Raw genomic sequence first — 17443 nt, 5'->3', positions numbered from 1 at the left:
CGGAAAAACAGGAAGTGACAGTTTTAATGAGGAGGTATAAACTTGTTTACCAGAGATACAAGAATTGCAGTGGCTAGACTTATGCAAGCGATCAAAACTGGATTCCAAACGATTCGCTCTTGCCGTCTGGCTTCTTCCTCTTTTCTTTTATCCTCCTTTGCTTGCAGTGCTTCTTGTCTTTTACGCTCAAACTGATTGAGATGATACTTCGCCATTGCTCTTAGAGTTTCTTCTGGTAGCCCATAGATCCCAATACGCTCCCCGATTGGCTTTTCATCTTCAACCCAAGTATGCAAAGTTACTTCAGTTTGTCTCTCAAATAATGGTTGCAGTTTTTCAATTGCTTGAGCTTGGGCTGGCGTTTGCACAGATGCGTCTTGCACTTTGGCTAAAAAAACGTGTGCCTGATGTCCTAGCCACAAAGTTTCCTCAAAATCAAAATCTCCCATTTCAAAAAAGCAATGCGCCATAGTAATGTGGTACATTGCCCATGCTGTTTGACGAACATTGTTTTCTATAATAGCCTGGTCTGCAATCTGGGATAAGACAAACATTTTAAAAGCAAAAAACTCTCTTCGATCTTTATCTTGAGTCAAACGAGTACAAATTTCATCTGCATGGTTTTCATTATCCCAATCTACTCCATCTAATAAAGGACTGTTTTTGAGAAAGAGTTCTGCTTTATCTTTATAAAACTTTAGTAAAGTTTCTAATTCTGCTTCTGATTTTGGCTCAACCGCCGCTAAAAGCATTCTTACTGTTAGTAAAAGACCATTTCTAGTAAAGAACCCTCTTCGTCTAGGGCTAAGTGAAAAAGGCTCCATTAGAACATGAAGAGATTCTCCCGCATTGACAACTAAACCTTGTCCATTTTCTGCTGGTGTTGGTGGAGTGTAGATAGTTTTGCCACACTCTGTACAGCTTCTTGAGACATAGCAACTTACATTACTACTTAAGGGTACAAGGCTTAAGCCACACCATGAGCAAAACCTCTGTTGCTTTACAAGATTTTCCTGTTCTAGTTCCTGCTCAATCATGCTTTGAGTTTTGCGGTTGTTTTCTCTAGGATAGCTTTCCCAGTCAAAGTTGGCAGTTTTCAAGGTTATTGGCTCATAAGAGTGTTCCAAGAATATACGGAAATTTTCCGTAGATCACACTAACCAATTTAGCTAGGGAAAGGATTACAAACATTTTAATTATAAAATCAAGGAATTTTCTGGATATCGTCAATATCCAAGTGTCATGGAGAACTTCTCCTAATAACTCTCCGCGCCTCTGCATCTCTGTGTGAGATACTTCAACAAGGAAACAAAACCGTTCCCAACCTTTCACCCCCTATGCCAAGTATAGGAATTCACTGTCACGAATTACGTATTCGAGATACAGATAAAAACTGGAGGATCATTTATCGAATTGATGACGATGCAATCTTGATTGTTGAAGTCTTTAATAAAACAACCAGAACAACATCCAAAAACGTAATTGAGGTTTGCAAAAAGCGTCTGAGTAAATACGATACCGATCAACAGGAGTAATGTGATGGATCAAGCTAAGAGAGAACGTTTGGAATCTAAAGGCTGGAAAATTGGCACAGTTTCAGATTTTTTAGAGTTAACATCCGAAGAAACTATCTTTGTTGAAATTAAGCTAGCTCTCAGCCAAAACTTGAAGAAGCGTCGGCAAAAATTGATGACTCAAAGTGAACTCGCTGCTAAGATTAGTTACAGCCAACCTGAAAAACGCATTGGCTACGCCGACACAAATCCGCCAACATTGCATATTCTTTAAATTTGGCGTGTTGAGAGGGAATTGTACAGCCTTGCCATTCTCCACTCATCCGATGCCAAGGAAACATATCAATAGAAATACCAATAAAGCCAGCGTCTAAAGCATCTGTGGCTATGCGCTGCATCACTTTTAGTTCAAATTTTGTCGGCTGAACCGTTAAACTGCGTTCTAATCCCATCACATGAGCGCGTAAGGCACTGTGTCCAAACATTGGGGCAACATTGGGACCAAGGGGTAACTGTTGCAAATGCTGTAAATATTCTGCTGGTGTCTGCCAGGAAACCGACTGTTGTAGCCATTTTGCAATCAGCCGATGCGAAAGTGTCTCTACCCTTTGAAAAATATCAGCCAGAATTTGGGGTTGTGCGATCGCAACAGACAAGCTACAGTTACCAATGACCACGCTGGTAACACCATGACGCACTGATTCGCTCAATCCTGGTGCAATTTCTAACTCTAAATCGTAATGAGTATGAATATCTATAAATCCAGGTGTCACCCATAAACCAGAAGCATCAACCACTTCATGCGCTGGGATATTTAAGGAGGGTGCAAGGGTGACAATGCGGCCATTTTGAATGCCGATATCTGCGCGAACAGGTGGAGAGCCTAAGCCATCAAAAATTAACCCGTTTTGAATCAGCAAATCTAACATGATTTTTTCCCTTGCCTTCCTTGCAAGTTTTAGGGCATGGCTTTGAGATCCTCTTGCACTTTATCAATAAAAAGTTTGTTTATCTTAGCCTCATATCTTCAATTCCCACTTCAGCGTGTATAAGGTTGTGCTGTAATAAGGTCAGGTATAACCCTGTAATGTTTGATGTTGAAAGTACATAGTGTAGCTCCTGTGCCAACAGCGCAAGCAGCAATCAAAGCATCAAGTAAGCCTAAATTATCTGATAGGTGATAGCTGGTGAAATTTGATAGAGCAAGCGCACAATCAGTTTCACTAGGCCAAATCACCGTTAAGGGAGCAACGAGCTTGAGAGTATTGAGGACTCGTTGAGTATTTTGAGCATTTTGGATGAGTTCCATAACAACAAAGCCAGGAATGCTCGGTACTTCTGGAAGGCTGGCAAACCAAGCAATTGCAGGAGTGTGGCCACGCTGAATATCAATCAGAATGTCTGTATCCAATAAGTACATGAAATTTACCTACGATCGCTCCCGTGTTTCAGCCTGATGGCGCAACTCACGAGCATAGGCTTGACTATCAGTGATATCGGGGCGTGAATTGATTACACCTTCGTTTTGCCAGTAGGTAACAAGTTCTGCTCCAGTTTTTGGTAAATCATCTACAGATTTTCTTGTAAATAAAATACGTAAAATATATTCGGATAACGGTAAATTGAGTTGAGAAGCTTCGGTGTGAAGTTCATTTTCTAGTTCTGATGGTAGGTTCAGGTTAATATTCATCTCGCTCTTTTGTCTAGTTTTGATTCTAAATTGATTTTAGCTTGAGCGGAAAAAGGATTTGCTGGGGTTGTTTTGAAATAGTGATCGCTTATTACTAGATATTATCGATCTACTGATAACCTTTCATCTACCCCAATAATGGCATAGTTTACCTCCTAGCTCAGTTTTCACCCAGTGCGATCGCTCATTTTCCCGATTTCTTCAGTTAAATTTATGCAATAGCATATCCCGTATATTGCCTGACATTTTGCGGGTGAAATCCTAAGACAATTTTATCTTTAGGAATTCCGGCAGCTTCTAATTCGTAGGTAACACCATCTTCTGTATCATCCCGTTGTACCCAGATTTTGCCATCGATAATGTCAATATGAACTAAGCAACCGTGAATTCTTTTAGCACCGTCCCAACCAAAAGTTATCAGCAAATAGCTATCATTTTCGCTATCAAAGGCTGTTTTACACTCAATATCTGCGTAGGAATAAGGAATTTGTGTATAAGGTACTAATACCTCTTTAATAATGCGTCGATAGTTATCTAAGGTATCCATTGGATAATCCTCTCAGTTTCAGGATTGAAAACAAGTAAATTTAAATTTTCACTTTCTATTAAAAGTGTACCAATTGGTTCCTCGAATAAAGCTGTGAATACGCTGTCACGCACTGCTAAATATAATATTCTATCAGGTTCTAGGCGACTGATAACAGCACGATACAGAATAAATCCGCCGATGGCATTTTTGAGGTCTGCCATTTCTGAAGGACTGACAAAACTTTTAATTTCTACGGCTATTTTTTTAGTTCCTTGTTCTGCGGCTAAAAGTTGTTTTGCTCCTAAATCTACATATCTTTTTGACCCCATTTTAAATGTAGGGGGTCATCTGTAATTATCCAACCTTCTTGAATTAAGGAGTTTTTAACAGCATCGTGATAGATATATTTTGCAGGCATCTTAAATGTTATTTTATTTTTTGCTAGAATCACTGTCAGTATTTTGACCACGATGCTCAGTTTTTACCCAGCGCGATCGCTCCTGCACACACATCTTTAAAGTCGTCACAATCATCACAGGAATCCAATGCACCATATATAATGACCCTTGAATTGTTGCCCAAAGCAAAGACCATCCTCGTAAATTTTGAAATTGGTAAAGTCCAGCAATAAAGGCAATCGTCAGAATGATGCTGAGTAGTGTCTGGAGTGGAAACAAAACAGGATTATGGCTATAAAATATTGTCCAAAGTAAGTCGGGGATGAGTCCAATTGGTAGAAGAAATTGCAATATAAAAAACAATAGTAAATCAATTTCTTTCGCCCAACCTAAAGTAAGAATTTGCGGAAAATAATCTAGGTAACGCTGATAGCCACCTTCAGCCCAACGACAACGTTGATACCAAAGTTTTTCCCAAGTAGTTACACCTTCTTCCTGAATTGATGGAACTGTAACAAACTCCATTTCCGCACCTGCTAAATAGAGTTTGAAGCAAAGATCCAAATCATCGGTGACAGTGTTCTCATTCCAACCTTGACACTTTTTTAATAACTCCCGACGAACTAACATCCCATTACCGCGCAGTTCAGACATTCCATCAATAGCAATGCGATGGGTTTGCAAAAAGCTATCACAGCACATTTCCATCTGCTGACAACGAGTTAAGAAATTGCTATTAGCATTAAAAATCACTTTTCGCACTTGCACTGCACCGATAGCTTGCTTCTGAAACAGAGGTACTGTTTGCTGGAGAAAATTGGCTCTTAACTGAGCATCTGCATCACAGACTAGAATAATCTCCCCTTGGGTAAAGGGAAACACCGCATTCAACGCCCCTGATTTACCACCTTTTGATTCCCGTCGATGAACTTGTAAAGCTGGAAATTGAGTTTGTAATTCTTTCAAAACTTGGGGGGTTTCATCGGTACTACCATCATCAACAACCCAGATATCTAAGCGATCGCTTGGGTAATTCAATTGGCATAAGCTGTAGACTAGATCGGGCAAGACTAGACTTTCATTTTTAGCCGGAACTAAAATTGAGACTGGCGGTAAATAAATCTCACTCTCTATCGCCGCCGCCGCTGGTTTTGCTACCAACATTCGTAACGTTTGCACAGTCAGGATTGCGGTTAATCCCAACATCAACCATTGTGTTTCTGGTAGCCAATGCAGTAAACTCACGCCACCCCAGACTAATAAAACTACTAGGATTGCTTTGAGACGGCGATGAAAGCTAATATTTTTACTGGGCTGAGAGGTGCTTCTTCCCACTTTATTTGCTATATCTTTTCGGTTTGTTGCTTAGTGCTGCGACGTAATAATAGCATCATCACCGCTCAAAGAAATAGCATTGTCAGTCGATGCAATGCCATTGTTAGTCGATGCAATGTCATTGTTCGTCGATGCAATGCCATTGTTAGTCGATGCAATGTCATTGTTCGTCGATGCAATGTCATTGTTCGTCGATGCAATGTCATTGTTAGTCGATACAATGCCATTGTTAGTCGATACAATGCCATTGCAAGTCAAGAGACTTGGTGTACACCGTAGTTCTAGGAGACAGGAAGCTTTTGCAGATACGCAAGCTTACTTTTACCAATAGCCGCCAGTTGGGTTAACAAAAATACGTGTCCCTCAATGCGCTCAAATACTCACCGCAAATCTGGTACACTATCTTTTAGTTGGCGCTGTCGCAAAATCTCAACTCCCGCGACTGTCGCCACTCTATAAATTTCCATATACACAATTTACCCGCCTGTCGCGATGTCTACGACGGGCTGTGACGCTCGATAGTGCAAGGTGCGATGCCTGCTCTGGGCGTAGCCAACGCCTTTTCAACTTTATCATTCCACCTTATATCTCGAAACACCAAGCTTTTTTCTCAATACATCGAGTTATAAGGCTAAAAAATCTAAACTTTGCCGAAAAGAGATTAGTATTTCATTTAATGCAGCCATGTCAATTAAAAAGGCATCATGTCCGTGGGTTGACTTCAGCCACGCAAGTTGAGCATTCGGGATTAAATTCGCCAATTCTTGTTGTTCTACTGGAGGATAGAGGATATCAGAATCAATTGCAACAACTAAAGTTGGTTGCTGGATGATTTGCAGAATAGATTCATAATCTGACAAATTAGGACTGGTGCGATCGCGTGCAACATCGTGGCGATCCATTGCGTGGGTAAGAGTGATGTAAGTGTTGGCATCAAATCTTTCTGTTAGCTTTTGACCCTGGTGCTGTAAGTAACTGGTTATAGTAAACTGCTCAGATGCATCATACTGCCGTCCAAAGCGGCTTGTAAAACTATCCCAAGAACGGTAAGTAGACATCGCCATCATCCGCGCCACTGCTAGTCCTTGATTTGGGGGCGCATCCAAAGTATAGTTCCCTCTTTGCCAGTTTGGATCGGCATAAATTGCCTGTCTTTGAGCTTCACTCAATCCAATACACCAAGCTGAATGTCTGCCAGAAACAGCAATGGGTGCAATTCCTTTCACCTTTTCTGGATATAACAATGCCCATTCCAGTGCTTGCATCCCACCGAGTGAGCCGCCAATTACTAACCGCAGAGATTGAACACCCAGGTATTCTAGTAGTACAGCTTGCAGGTGAACCATATCTCGGATTGTAATCTCAGGGAAGGATACGCCATAAGGGTTTCCCGTTATGGGATTGATAGTAGTTGGCCCAGTTGTGCCGTAACAACTTCCCAAAATGTTGCTGCATACAATAAAGTCGCGTTCTGGATTGAAAGCTTTCCCGGAACCAAACAAAGGTTCCCACCAATCATCAGCGTCAGCCGAACCAGTTAAGGCATGACAAATCAGTACCCCATTATCGCCTTGAGCATTTAACTGTCCCCAGGTGCGATAAGCAACCTGAATCCCAATTAATACTTCGCCGCCTTCAAGTGGAAATGGCACAGTCATCTGGTAAAACTGGGTTTGCAGTGAAATGAAATCTGAGTAGATCATATCTAATACCAATTCTCTAAAATAAGGCAACAGATGTAAGCAGGGATTGCCTTGCTGCATCTAAATTTCTCAATTGCGAATTGCGAATTGCGAATTGGTATAAGAGTGGGGAGCAGGGGGACAAGGGGGACAAGGAGGACAAGGAGGACAAGGGAAAATTATTCAACAAGTTTCTTCCTTGTCTCTTCCTAATGCCCAATGCCCCATTCCCAATTTATTGATAACTAACTCTTAACTTGCTGGAATGCTTGCTCAAAATCTTCTTTGATGTCGTCGATATGTTCAATTCCCACTGATACACGCACCAAATCGGGTGTCACTCCTGCTGAAAGCTGTTCGTCATTACTTAGCTGTTGATGGGTTGTAGAAGCGGGATGAATAACGAGGGTTTTCGCATCACCAACATTTGCTAAATGACTCGCTAATTTCACATGATTAATAAAAGCTTTACCCGCCTCTAGTCCACCTTTGATGCCAAAGTTTAAAACTCCCCCGAAGCCATGCCGAAGATATTTTTTCGCTCGTTCATGATAAGGGTGATTGGGAAGCCCCGGATAATTAACCCATAATACTTGCTCTTGCTGCTCTAACCAATGAGCCAATTCTAGGGCATTGCTCGCATGACGATCTACACGTAAAGAGAGAGTTTCTAATCCTTGTAGTAACAGAAAGGCGTTAAATGGACTCAAGCACGGGCCAAAATCTCGTAACCCTTCAACTCTGGCGCGAATAATAAAGGCAATGTTACCAAAGGAACCATCGGGGCCAAATACTTCTTGGAAATTCAGCCCATGATAGCCCGGTGCTGGCTCAGTAAATAGAGGAAATTTGCCATTACCCCAATCAAATTTACCCGAATCGACAATTACGCCACCGATGGAAGTACCATGTCCACCAATCCATTTAGTTGCAGATTCCACTACTATATCTGCACCATGTTCAATTGGCCGAGCTAGATACCCACCAGCACCGAAGGTATTATCCACAATTAAAGGTATGCCGTTTTCGTGGGCAATGTGAGCTAAAGCGGCAAAGTCGGGAATGTTGAATTGAGGATTGCCAATGGTTTCAACGTATAACGCTTTCGTGCGATCGTCGATCGCCTGACGAAAACTTTCTGGCTGATCTCCCTCAACAAACTTGACGTTAATACCTAAACGTGGTAGAGATACTTTAAATTGGTTATATGTTCCCCCATACAAAAAACTAGTGGAAACAATATTATCCCCAGCCTGAGCGATGGTACTAATTGCCAAAAATTGTGCCGCCTGACCGCTAGCTGTTGCTAATGCTGCTACACCCCCTTCTAAGGCAGCAATCCGCTTTTCAAATACATCTGTTTTGGATAAATCAACGGTAATTTGCAAGGCTTACCGTATTTTAACTGTTTGCACCCAGGATTCCTTATCTCTAGCACAACAAGTTGGAAAATAGAAAATGGGAATTATAGCAAGGGCAAGGCTTTTGCTATAATTACGCAGATATGAAATGCCTAAAATCACAGCAAACCAATTTTCAAACAACCTCTTAAATTCGGGGAGTCGTTGATTGAATTCGGGCAGTCGTTTACTGAAGTCGGGGAGTTGTTGATTGAATTTGGGGAGTTGTTGATTGAATTCGGGGAGTCGTTGATTGAATTCGGGGAGTCGTTGATTGAATTCGGGGAGTCGTTGATTGAATTCGGGGAGTCGTTTACTGAATTCGGGGAGTCGTTTACTGAATTGGGTGCGACTTTTTTAGGAAGACGGAGAATAGAGTTTAGACAGGTATTGCAAGTTGTAGTCCATGAAGGTTGGCGCAAAATGCTCGACTGGCATAGCCAACGGGGATTAATTTTTTTACAATTAGGATTACGCAAAATTGAACGGTTGTGTTATTAACGTCTCCCAATTCCCCGATTAGCTACGTTACCTCGAAAAAGTCCTCCACCTGCTACGTCTTCACTTAAAAAATGAGCGCAGATAGAGCAACAAATTGAGTTCTTGCGTATCACTGTATTCTCTACTTGAGACTCCGAAGAGTTTTCTGCACCACTCAGCTTACTCATTCAGTTTTTTATTTTTAAGCATAAATTGCTCCAGATCGTGATATTGACCTTTGAAGAAGGCATACTGTTTCTGTATACCCTGACTGTGAAAACCTAACTTTTCTAGCAACTTTTTAGAAGCGATATTTTTCAGCATCACTTGGGCAATAACGAAACGCAAACCCATTTTCTCAAACCCAAATTGCAAGATAGTACTCACTGCCTCAGTCATGATACCTTGTCTCCAAAAAGTACTGGCAAGCTCATAACCGATTTCGGCTGAGTGTTCTTGTGGGTTCCACGTAAACCCACAAGAACCAATCAAAACGTTGTCTTGCTTACGGATAATTCCCCAGCGAATTCCATCTCCTTGCTCAAACCGCTTGGCTCTACGTTCAATGACAGCAATCGCTTCTTTAATAGAAGTGAAGGTATCAAGATCGTGAAACTGAGTCACACTCGGCTCGGAGAATACAGCAAAGGTAGCTTCAGCATCCTGCAAGCTTGTCTCACGAAGAAGAAGCCTTTCTGTTTCTAATTGAGGAAAGGAAGATGGTGAGAAATCGTTGCTCATAGTTGCAACCGATGATCTAGGGTTAGAGCTAACTTAGCGATCGCCACAGTGACAAGACAATTTCATTAGGCTCAAGGCTGAATAGTTTTCGCCGACTGGTTAAATAACAAATTTCGTAACTTATCTGGATCGAGCGCTTCAGTTTTGAATGCTTCTGCTTTTTCGTAGGCGCGAATTGTTGCTGGACGCGCTTTAATTGTCTCAAACCAGCGCTTGAGGTGAGGAAAATCCTCTAGGTTTTGATTTTGGAGTTCATGGGGAACTATCCAGGGATAAGCAGCAATATCAGCAATGGAATAATCGCCAGCTACAAATTCTCTATCTGCTAGTTGCTTATTCAATATTGCATACAAGCGTCCCGTCTCATTCACATAGCGGTTAATGGCATATTCAATCTTTTCGGGAGCATAAGTACTAAAGTGATGATTTTGTCCCGCCATCGGCCCCAGCCCTGCCATTTGCCAAAACAACCATTCTAAAACTTGAGTGCGATTACGTAAATCTTGGGGAATTAATTTCCCAGTTTTTTCTGCCAAATATAGTAAGATTGCACCAGACTCAAATACCGAAATTGGCGCACCTCCGTCTGCTGGCTCGTGGTCAACGATCGCAGGCATACGATTGTTAGGAGAAATCTTCAGAAATTCCGGCTTAAATTGATCCCCAGCGCCAATATTCACAGGATTTATGGTGTATGGTAAGCCAACTTCTTCCAAGAAAATTGTGATTTTATGACCGTTTGGAGTTGCCCAATAGTAAAGTTCAATCATGGTTATTTATCCTAAAATTGTGCGATTTTTTTGTAGATTAATAGTGTGTTACAGACATTTCTTAATTACGAATTACGAATTACGAATTACGAATTAGATTGCGGTGATTTTGCGATCGCCGCCCAAACTCTATGGTGAATCTGAAGAATTGGTATAGGGTATTTTGTTTCGAGTAATGTTGCCAATTCCTGGTCAAATACTTCTACTTTTTCTGGTGTCAAGCTGCCTCCCACACCAGCACTCGCCCGAACTCGTCCTCGCCAGTCTTCGTGTGTATAAGACACAAATACATCGTAAGAAAATGTGCGGATTTCTCGAAAACCTCCTTCGCCAATATCTTGTAACCACTGGGGATACAATCCGTTACCGCCGCCTAGATTCCATGCGGGATTATGAGCCTCGATTAGTTGTTCTGTTGCTTCAACTACATTACCTTTTAAGGGTATCCAATCAAAATGGGCGATCGCGATCGAGCCATTTCTTCTCAATATCCGAGTAATTTCTTGGACGGCACGCGGACGGTCAAACCAATGCCAACATTGTCCAGCTGTCACTATATCCGCACTACCATCTGGTAACTCGGTATGCTCGGCAGTTGCGACTCGATAATCTACTTTCAGTTGGACAGATTCGCTTAACAGTCTCGCTTGTTCTAAAAGTGAGGCTGATGGATCTATGGCAATTACATAAGCACCTCTATCGGCAAACCCCCGCGCTAGTGTTCCTGTTCCTGTACCAAGGTCAACAATGTTTTGCCCTGGTAAACCTATACCATATTCAGACAGTTTGTTAAATAATGAACTGGGAAAGCCAGCGCGGTGTTTTGCATAATCAGTAGCAGTTGCACCAAAATCAATTCTCATACCTACAAAACTATCTTTGTAACAATTGTCTAGGCTAGAAGTTCTCTACCCACGGACGTAGTTCTACTTCATAAGTCCAAGCACTGCGAGGTTGGCGGAGAATGCTGAGATAAGTTTGAGCGATCGCATCCGGGTCAAGAGTACTATCAGGATTATCTACTCGATCTTGGCGGTCTGCGGAGCGGATTGCACCATCAATCACGAAATGCGCCACATGGATATTCTTTGGTGCTAATTCTCTAGCAATACTCTGAGCCAAACCGCGTAGTGCAAATTTACCCATTGCAAAGGGAGCAGACAAAGGATAACCCTTAATACTGGCTGAAGCTCCAGTAAAAAATATAGCACCGCCACCAAGTTGCAAAAACCTTTTGGTAGCAGCTTGAGCCACAAGAAAGCCACCATAAGCAGTGATATCTAGGGTTTTTGCCACTTCACTAGGGTCTAGATCGACAAGAGGCCCCCGCACCCGAAAACTAGGATTGTAAACGACAATATTCGGGGAACCAACTTTATTATCAACATCAATAAATAACTGTTCTACTTCATCTGGCTTTGAGGCATCAGCGGCGAAACTAACTGCGCCAATTTCACTGCTCAATTCAGTGATTTTTTCAATTTTGCGAGCCGCTAAAGCTATGGTGAATCCTTCTTTGGCAAATAGGCGAGCTAAAGAAGCGCTCAGTCCACTACCTGCACCGACAATTAAAGCTGTTGTTGCCATAAATTCAATTCTACTTGTTAAGAGAAACGATTAAGATTAGTTATTCAATAATTCTTATACTAAATTATTATTTACAAAATAAAAATCAGTTATATATCTACCAATATTATGTTGTCTACGAAATTTTGTATTTAAAAAACGTCTATTTCTTAAACATTCCCATAATATTTGCTCTGCTGGTGTTTTTTGTGTTCTTAACTTACGCGCGCGTTCTAATAATATCTTTGGGAATTTATCGGTTACTACCAGCTAATTTAGCAATTTCCGCCCTCACCCCTAGCCCCTCTCCTAGAGGGAGAGGGGAACAAGATTTATCTTTATTCTTATCTTGTTGATATTTATTCTCTTTTTCTTTTTCTTACTCCCTCTCCCTTGGGGAAAGGGTTGGGGTGAGGGCTTATATTCCATAATTCTGCACCTAAAACGAACTCATTTGTCCTTCACTATGCTCATCTTTTCCTTTTTTACCCCAGACTTAGAATTCTTCGCCTTTTTTTGCCTTTATCATGCGCGCAATTATTGAATTTCGGTGGCGAGGTTGTGGAAGCAGTTGTAAGTTTTGGCTAATCCTTCAGAGAATGCAAATTATCAAAACGTTGCTGCACATCTACACCCACTTGCGATCGCAGCTTAATTTTCACACCTTGTTTAGGGTAACGTCTACAATCGGGGCTACTGCCACCTTCCTTGCTGGCAGCAGCCTAAGAGCAGCATTTTTAGCTAGAAAAACGAGAGTTGAAAAGGGTTTGGGCTTAAGTTAATACCAATACCCTCAACCCTCACCCGCTCTTAACCGTTAAGCTCATCTTCTTGATGGGTTTGGATTACACAGTCAGAAGTCGGCTTGGCAACGCAGGTGAGAACCCATCCTGCGTCTATTTGATCGTCGTCTAAGAAGTTCTGATCTGATTGGTCAACTGTACCTGAAATCAGCTTACCAGTGCAGGTTGAGCAAGAACCAGCGTTACAGGAGTAGGGCAAGTCCATCTCATTTTCTTCGTTAGCAATCTCTAAGATGTAATCATCATCAGAAACTTCAATTGTTTTTTCTTCATCTGGAGTCTTTAATGTGACTTTATAAGTTGCCATGTAACAATCCCTAGCTAAATGTGAACTACATTGTTGATCCTACGGGTTTATGTGCTGCGAGTCTAGAGTTAAATGTGGTTGATTGTTTTATATCTTTAGACGCTTGGTTTTAATCGGAAGTAAGAGTAAAAAATGCTGCGATCGCTTCAGCAAATCCCTCAAAAGAACTGTAATCTCTAGACACGATAGAGACAGTCATACCCAACTTTTGGGCATTAGCAGTTGTATAAGGCCCAAAACATGCAACAACACAATGTTCGTAATCGCTTTGCGAGTTAACCATTGTCAAAAAGCTTTCTACTTCCGCTGTGCTACTAAAGGCAATTACATCAATAATTCTTTGACGCATCAGGTTTAATTCAATACCGTAGATACTTTTGTCTAAACCCTGCGTAATATATGTGGGTACGCGAGTTACTTCTATGCCTAATTGTTGCAAATCCGTAATCAAATTGGGTACAACATCAGGTTCAGGCAAACCCACAACTTCTGGAGCAGGTATCAGCACTTTTTTCTCGTGAATTTGCGGAAGTTTCGCTAATTCAGCTACAATTCCGGCTGGGCTAGATTCTGTTGGAATTAAATCCACTTTGCCAGAAAAAGACAACAAGCTTTCTGCATCTTTTCCCAAAGCACATAAGTGACATTTTTGCACTACAGATATCGGAATATTCAAATCATTTATGCGGTGAAAAAATGCAGTGATTCCGTTTCTACTTGTGAAAAGAATCCAATCAAATTCGTTTATATGGGCTAAAGCGGTATCTAAGAGGGTGTAGTTTGATAAATAGCAGGTTTCGATAGTAGGCATGAAAACAGGTAAACCACCTTTTTTGATGATTTGTTCGGATAACCTATAAGCATAATTTCTCGGTGCTGTGACTAAAATTCTCTTGCCATATAGAGGTAAGTTTCTAGATGGAGTCAGCAGATTGATTTCTCTTGATTCAGTGTACATTTGTTTATCGAACTGACTTTTCCGATTAAGTCGTGAAACAACCAAATAGCAAGGTTTTACACTATATTTATTCTCGACAAGTTAATTTTAATGACAATTAATCACCAGAGAATAGGGCTTTAGGCTAGGCGTATAGTAAGCATAGGCGTAGCCCGTCGTAGACATCGCTCCATTAAGGAGATAACGGGAAAAGTCAGATTGATAAACAACTCCGTAGCATTCCCATAACGTCACTCTGACAGCGCCTCCTTCACAGCCAGCAATCGCTCTTAAGGCGGGGCGTAGCAGATCACACAACTCTAACAACTTACTTTACCCCATCCACTGCACTCAATCGGGCGTATCTAAAACCAGTTGAGCAAACTTGTCTAGTTCAAAATTCCCTGCGCGAATGCTAACGCTTTTTGTGGCTGAAGATTATTAACTGACTAATTCCTTTACGTCTCAATCTGAAATTGGTATCTAATGCCCAGTCTTTCTGTGCAAGATAAAGTTATTTACCATTAGCTCATTTTTTAGGTAACGATAAGTAACTTGTTAAGATGATGTTGACTGCACAATTACTCAAAGTAAACCATCACTGACCACCATTAAAAGCATGAAGCATCTGTCGGACTACAACTTCTTTGACCCGGAAGTGCTTGTGTGTCCTTATGAATTCTACAAGCTGGCACAGGAGCAAGCACCAATTATGGAGCTACCTAGTTCCACACCAGGAGCAAAACTCTTTCTCGTTACCAGCTATGACTTGGTGAGAGCAATTCTTAAGGATACAAGAGTATTCTCTAGCAATTTCTCTACTTTACTGGCTGGAAAAGAAGAACAGGATGATGAGTTGCAGAAAATTTCCGCTCAAGGCTGGCCTCAGATGAACACCCTGCTTACAGCAGATCCGCCAGAACACGAGCGATTTCGAGCGCTGGTGAATAAAGCATTCACCTCTGAGCGTGTCAACAAAATGTCTGAGTTGATTGAGCAGATTGTTGATGAACTGATTGACAGTTTCATCGATCGCAGCAAGTGTGAGTTCGTCAGTGAGTTTGCCGTAGCTTTACCGCTGAAAGTTATTGCTCAACAGTTAGGTGTGCCGCAAGCAGATATACCAAAGTTCAAGCAATGGTCTGATGCTTTTATTGCGCGTCTAGGCCACACACTCTCTAGAGAGCAGGAGATCGAGTGTGCTAAAGATGTTGTTGCTTTCCAGCATTATTTTAAGGATGTCATAGACTCGCGCCAAAAACAGCCTCAAGATGATTTGATTACTGACTTGGTACAGGCAAAGGTAGCTGGGGAGCGATCGCTTGATACTGCTGAACTGCTGAGTATAATTCAGCAGATATTAGTGGCTGGCAATGAAACTGTCACCAGTGCGCTCGCAGGTGGGATGTTGTTGCTGGCAAACAATAAAGAGCAAATAAAGTTGCTACAAACAGATATTTCGCAGCTAGAGAATTTTGTTGAAGAAGTTCTACGGATGGAAAGTCCAACAGCGGGAATGTGGCGAGTTGTGACCGAAGATATAAAACTAGGAGACGTTGCTCTCCAAGCTGGGTCTTTGGTGATGATCCGCTTTGATGCTGCTAACCGCGACCCGATAAAATTTATTGAGGGTGAGCGTTTCGATGTGCGCCGCCATAATGCCAGCAATCACCTATCTTTTGGTCATGGGATTCATTTTTGTTTAGGTGCTATGCTTGCTCGTAAAGAAATGCAGATTGCATATCAGCGATTGTTGCTACGGCTTAAGAACATCCGCTTGGGACATTCCGGTTATCAGTACTTACCGAATATACTTATGCGGGGACTGAAGTACCTCTATATTGAATTCGACAAGGTAGTATAAGTGGTTATTTAATCTTTAGACGTTGCAGAATTATGGGATGATTTCGCCCAATCTGGAACGAATTCTCAATGGTTTCAACCGCCAAATCATCCCGCATTTATGCAACGCCTTAATCAGACGTTAGAGGTAGTGCGATAAGCCTAACGGCATGGCTTCGCTTACTGCACAGCCTACCAAAACAAAAAATAGGACGTGCCAGGTAAGCTCTGCTTAGAAGACCAATTGCTGATGACATTGGAATATTAGACCTCTTGCATAAATCAAAAATACAGAACCCCATCCCACATTTGAATAAAGCAAACGCTCCCCTCCCCGCTTGCAGGAAGGGATTGGGAGTAGAGTGTTAGGGACTTTTGCGAGGTCTAATGCCAAAAAGCTGATGTCAATCCTAGCCATTTTTCTAGGGTGAATTCTCCCCATTTTTCCGATGTCATCTGTGTTGAGAAAACGGCACGATATGAACATCTAAGAACGTTTGCACAAAAATCTTATGTCTTCATTACTAGACCTGTCCAACAGTTTAGCTGACACCGTAGAACACGCTGGGAGTGCTGTGGTTGCGGTGAATGGGGGTACACGTGTTTCCCCAAGCGGCATTCACTGGCGTAATGGCATCATTGTTACCTCTGATGAGTCTCTTCAGCGCTATGACGACATCACCATCACTCTATCAAATGGTAACACTGCACCAGTAACACTCGTTGGTCATGACTCTAGCACCGATATCGCTGTTTTTAAACTAGAAAATGTCGAAATACCTGTGGCAAAAGTTGGCGATGCCAAAACGCTTAAAGTCGGTCATTTGGTGTTAGGGCTAGCAAGAGGTAGCGAAGGTGACTTAAGGGCGGCGATGGGTGCTGTGAGTGTAGTTAGCGGTGCTTGGCGAAGTATGAATGGCGGGAATATTGAGCAATTCATCCGCCCAGACATTACCCTTTACTCTGGCTTTGCAGGTGGGCCGTTGGTAGATGCTGCTGGTTTTGTGGTAGGCATGAATACATCGGGGCGGCGTGGTACTGCTCTGACTATTCCTACTGCTACAGTCGATCGCGTGGTTGATCAATTAGTAGCAAAAGGACGTATTTCAAAAGGCTACTTGGGTGTGGGAATGCAACCAGTACGTTTACCAAATAACCTGAAAACTGCTCTCAATTTAACTTCTGCAACTGGGGTAATTGTCGTTAATGTTGAGCCTTCCGGGCCTGCTGATAATGCAGGTGTGCTGCTTGGCGATGTTTTGGTAAGGTTCGATGGCGTAACTGTGGGCGATACAGGTGATGTGCTGGGGCTGCTCAATAGTAGCGATCGCATTGGTAAATCTGTCAACGTCCAAGTTATCCGGGGTGGGGTGTTAATTGAGTTAGCGATCGCAGTTGGTGAACGACCTACTAAGGAAGAATAATCCAATTTGGGATGGGTTTAACTAG

General features: G+C 42.0%; 22 protein-coding genes and 2 pseudogenes. 6 read left to right on the top strand and 18 right to left on the bottom strand.

Annotation, left to right across the window (positions count from 1 at the left end; all coding sequences use genetic code 11):
• Positions 1-23: 23 nt before the first annotated feature.
• On the bottom strand, positions 24-1100 hold the full coding sequence (locus tag NLP_RS15575; protein ID WP_158680408.1) for a hypothetical protein: 1077 nt from the start codon (positions 1098-1100) through the stop codon (positions 24-26).
• A gap of 111 nt (positions 1101-1211) precedes the next feature.
• On the opposite strand from NLP_RS15575, the gene NLP_RS15570 reads away from it, so the two are divergent.
• The gene (locus tag NLP_RS15570) at positions 1212-1535 is read left to right on the top strand and encodes a type II toxin-antitoxin system RelE/ParE family toxin (protein ID WP_325034763.1); all 324 of its coding nucleotides are present in this window, start codon (positions 1212-1214) and stop codon (positions 1533-1535) included.
• A 4-nt stretch (positions 1536-1539) separates the two neighbouring features.
• Complete coding sequence (locus NLP_RS15565; RefSeq protein ID WP_234016957.1) at positions 1540-1788, top strand: transcriptional regulator; 249 nt, start codon at positions 1540-1542, stop codon at positions 1786-1788.
• Here the strand turns inward: NLP_RS15565 and NLP_RS15560 are convergent.
• From NLP_RS15560 to NLP_RS15535, 7 genes and pseudogenes are all read right to left on the bottom strand, one after another.
• Positions 1718-2311: an amidohydrolase family protein gene (locus NLP_RS15560; RefSeq protein WP_267894938.1), complete on the bottom strand. Its 594-nt coding sequence runs from the start codon at positions 2309-2311 to the stop codon at positions 1718-1720. The genes NLP_RS15565 and NLP_RS15560 overlap by 71 nt on opposite strands.
• A gap of 12 nt (positions 2312-2323) precedes the next feature.
• A pseudogene (locus NLP_RS35570) lies at positions 2324-2452 on the bottom strand (hypothetical protein); the annotation flags it as partial.
• Positions 2453-2553: 101 nt separating this feature from the next.
• On the bottom strand, positions 2554-2934 hold the full coding sequence (locus tag NLP_RS15555; RefSeq protein ID WP_104907175.1) for a PIN domain-containing protein: 381 nt from the start codon (positions 2932-2934) through the stop codon (positions 2554-2556).
• 9 nt (positions 2935-2943) lie between these two features.
• A complete protein-coding gene (locus NLP_RS15550) occupies positions 2944-3204 on the bottom strand; it encodes a hypothetical protein (protein WP_104907174.1) in 261 nt (86 codons plus the stop codon).
• 211 nt (positions 3205-3415) lie between these two features.
• On the bottom strand, positions 3416-3751 hold the full coding sequence (locus tag NLP_RS15545; protein WP_104907173.1) for a XisI protein: 336 nt from the start codon (positions 3749-3751) through the stop codon (positions 3416-3418).
• Positions 3739-4151, bottom strand: a pseudogene (locus tag NLP_RS15540) (XisH family protein). The gene NLP_RS15545 and the pseudogene NLP_RS15540 overlap by 13 nt, the downstream one beginning before the upstream one ends.
• 13 nt (positions 4152-4164) lie before the next feature.
• Positions 4165-5466, bottom strand: coding sequence for a glycosyltransferase (locus NLP_RS15535; protein WP_104907172.1), 1302 nt, complete (start codon positions 5464-5466; stop codon positions 4165-4167).
• Positions 5467-5545: 79 nt separating this feature from the next.
• On the opposite strand from NLP_RS15535, the gene NLP_RS15530 reads away from it, so the two are divergent.
• Complete coding sequence (locus tag NLP_RS15530; RefSeq protein ID WP_158680404.1) at positions 5546-5797, top strand: hypothetical protein; 252 nt, start codon at positions 5546-5548, stop codon at positions 5795-5797.
• A gap of 292 nt (positions 5798-6089) precedes the next feature.
• Here the strand turns inward: NLP_RS15530 and metX are convergent, their stop codons facing one another.
• Together metX and NLP_RS15520 are read right to left on the bottom strand one after the other, a co-directional pair.
• A complete protein-coding gene (metX, locus tag NLP_RS15525; RefSeq protein WP_442946624.1) occupies positions 6090-7229 on the bottom strand; it encodes a homoserine O-acetyltransferase family protein in 1140 nt (379 codons plus the stop codon).
• A gap of 164 nt (positions 7230-7393) precedes the next feature.
• The gene (locus NLP_RS15520; RefSeq protein ID WP_234016955.1) at positions 7394-8536 is read right to left on the bottom strand and encodes an O-acetylhomoserine aminocarboxypropyltransferase/cysteine synthase family protein; all 1143 of its coding nucleotides are present in this window, start codon (positions 8534-8536) and stop codon (positions 7394-7396) included.
• A 177-nt stretch (positions 8537-8713) separates the two neighbouring features.
• Between NLP_RS15520 and NLP_RS36115 the strand changes: the two genes are divergently transcribed.
• Positions 8714-9049 (top strand): hypothetical protein, encoded by a 336-nt coding sequence (locus NLP_RS36115; protein ID WP_104907170.1) that lies wholly within the window; start codon positions 8714-8716, stop codon positions 9047-9049.
• A gap of 159 nt (positions 9050-9208) precedes the next feature.
• Here the strand turns inward: NLP_RS36115 and NLP_RS15510 are convergent, their stop codons facing one another.
• The 8 genes from NLP_RS15510 to NLP_RS33225 all read right to left on the bottom strand — a co-directional run bounded on the left by NLP_RS15510 (position 9209) and on the right by NLP_RS33225 (position 14479).
• Positions 9209-9769, bottom strand: a complete 561-nt coding sequence (locus tag NLP_RS15510) for a GNAT family N-acetyltransferase (RefSeq protein WP_104907169.1) — start codon at positions 9767-9769, stop codon at positions 9209-9211.
• 71 nt (positions 9770-9840) lie between these two features.
• On the bottom strand, positions 9841-10539 hold the full coding sequence (locus NLP_RS15505; protein ID WP_104907168.1) for a glutathione binding-like protein: 699 nt from the start codon (positions 10537-10539) through the stop codon (positions 9841-9843).
• An 86-nt stretch (positions 10540-10625) separates the two neighbouring features.
• Positions 10626-11402: a class I SAM-dependent methyltransferase gene (locus tag NLP_RS15500; protein WP_104907167.1), complete on the bottom strand. Its 777-nt coding sequence runs from the start codon at positions 11400-11402 to the stop codon at positions 10626-10628.
• Positions 11403-11436: 34 nt separating this feature from the next.
• Positions 11437-12126, bottom strand: a complete 690-nt coding sequence (locus NLP_RS15495; protein WP_104907166.1) for an SDR family NAD(P)-dependent oxidoreductase — start codon at positions 12124-12126, stop codon at positions 11437-11439.
• A 54-nt stretch (positions 12127-12180) separates the two neighbouring features.
• On the bottom strand, positions 12181-12294 hold the full coding sequence (locus NLP_RS36110) for a DUF559 domain-containing protein (protein WP_442946667.1): 114 nt from the start codon (positions 12292-12294) through the stop codon (positions 12181-12183).
• Between the two features lie 621 nt (positions 12295-12915).
• Entirely contained in the window at positions 12916-13215 is a 300-nt protein-coding gene (locus NLP_RS15485) for a ferredoxin (RefSeq protein ID WP_104907165.1), read from the bottom strand.
• Between the two features lie 109 nt (positions 13216-13324).
• Entirely contained in the window at positions 13325-14173 is an 849-nt protein-coding gene (locus NLP_RS15480; RefSeq protein ID WP_104907164.1) for a uroporphyrinogen-III synthase, read from the bottom strand.
• Between the two features lie 87 nt (positions 14174-14260).
• A complete protein-coding gene (locus NLP_RS33225) occupies positions 14261-14479 on the bottom strand; it encodes a hypothetical protein (RefSeq protein ID WP_234016954.1) in 219 nt (72 codons plus the stop codon).
• A gap of 292 nt (positions 14480-14771) precedes the next feature.
• Between NLP_RS33225 and NLP_RS15475 the strand changes: the two genes are divergently transcribed.
• Both NLP_RS15475 and NLP_RS15470 read left to right on the top strand, forming a co-directional pair.
• On the top strand, positions 14772-16016 hold the full coding sequence (locus NLP_RS15475; protein WP_104907163.1) for a cytochrome P450: 1245 nt from the start codon (positions 14772-14774) through the stop codon (positions 16014-16016).
• Between the two features lie 490 nt (positions 16017-16506).
• The gene (locus tag NLP_RS15470) at positions 16507-17418 is read left to right on the top strand and encodes a S1C family serine protease (protein ID WP_104907162.1); all 912 of its coding nucleotides are present in this window, start codon (positions 16507-16509) and stop codon (positions 17416-17418) included.
• Positions 17419-17443 lie beyond the last annotated feature (25 nt).

It is taken from the genome of Nostoc sp. 'Lobaria pulmonaria (5183) cyanobiont' (assembly GCF_002949795.1).
Classification (GTDB): domain Bacteria; phylum Cyanobacteriota; class Cyanobacteriia; order Cyanobacteriales; family Nostocaceae; genus Nostoc.
Note: the sequence above shows the minus strand (reverse complement) of the source record. Positions and strands in the feature narration are given on the sequence as shown.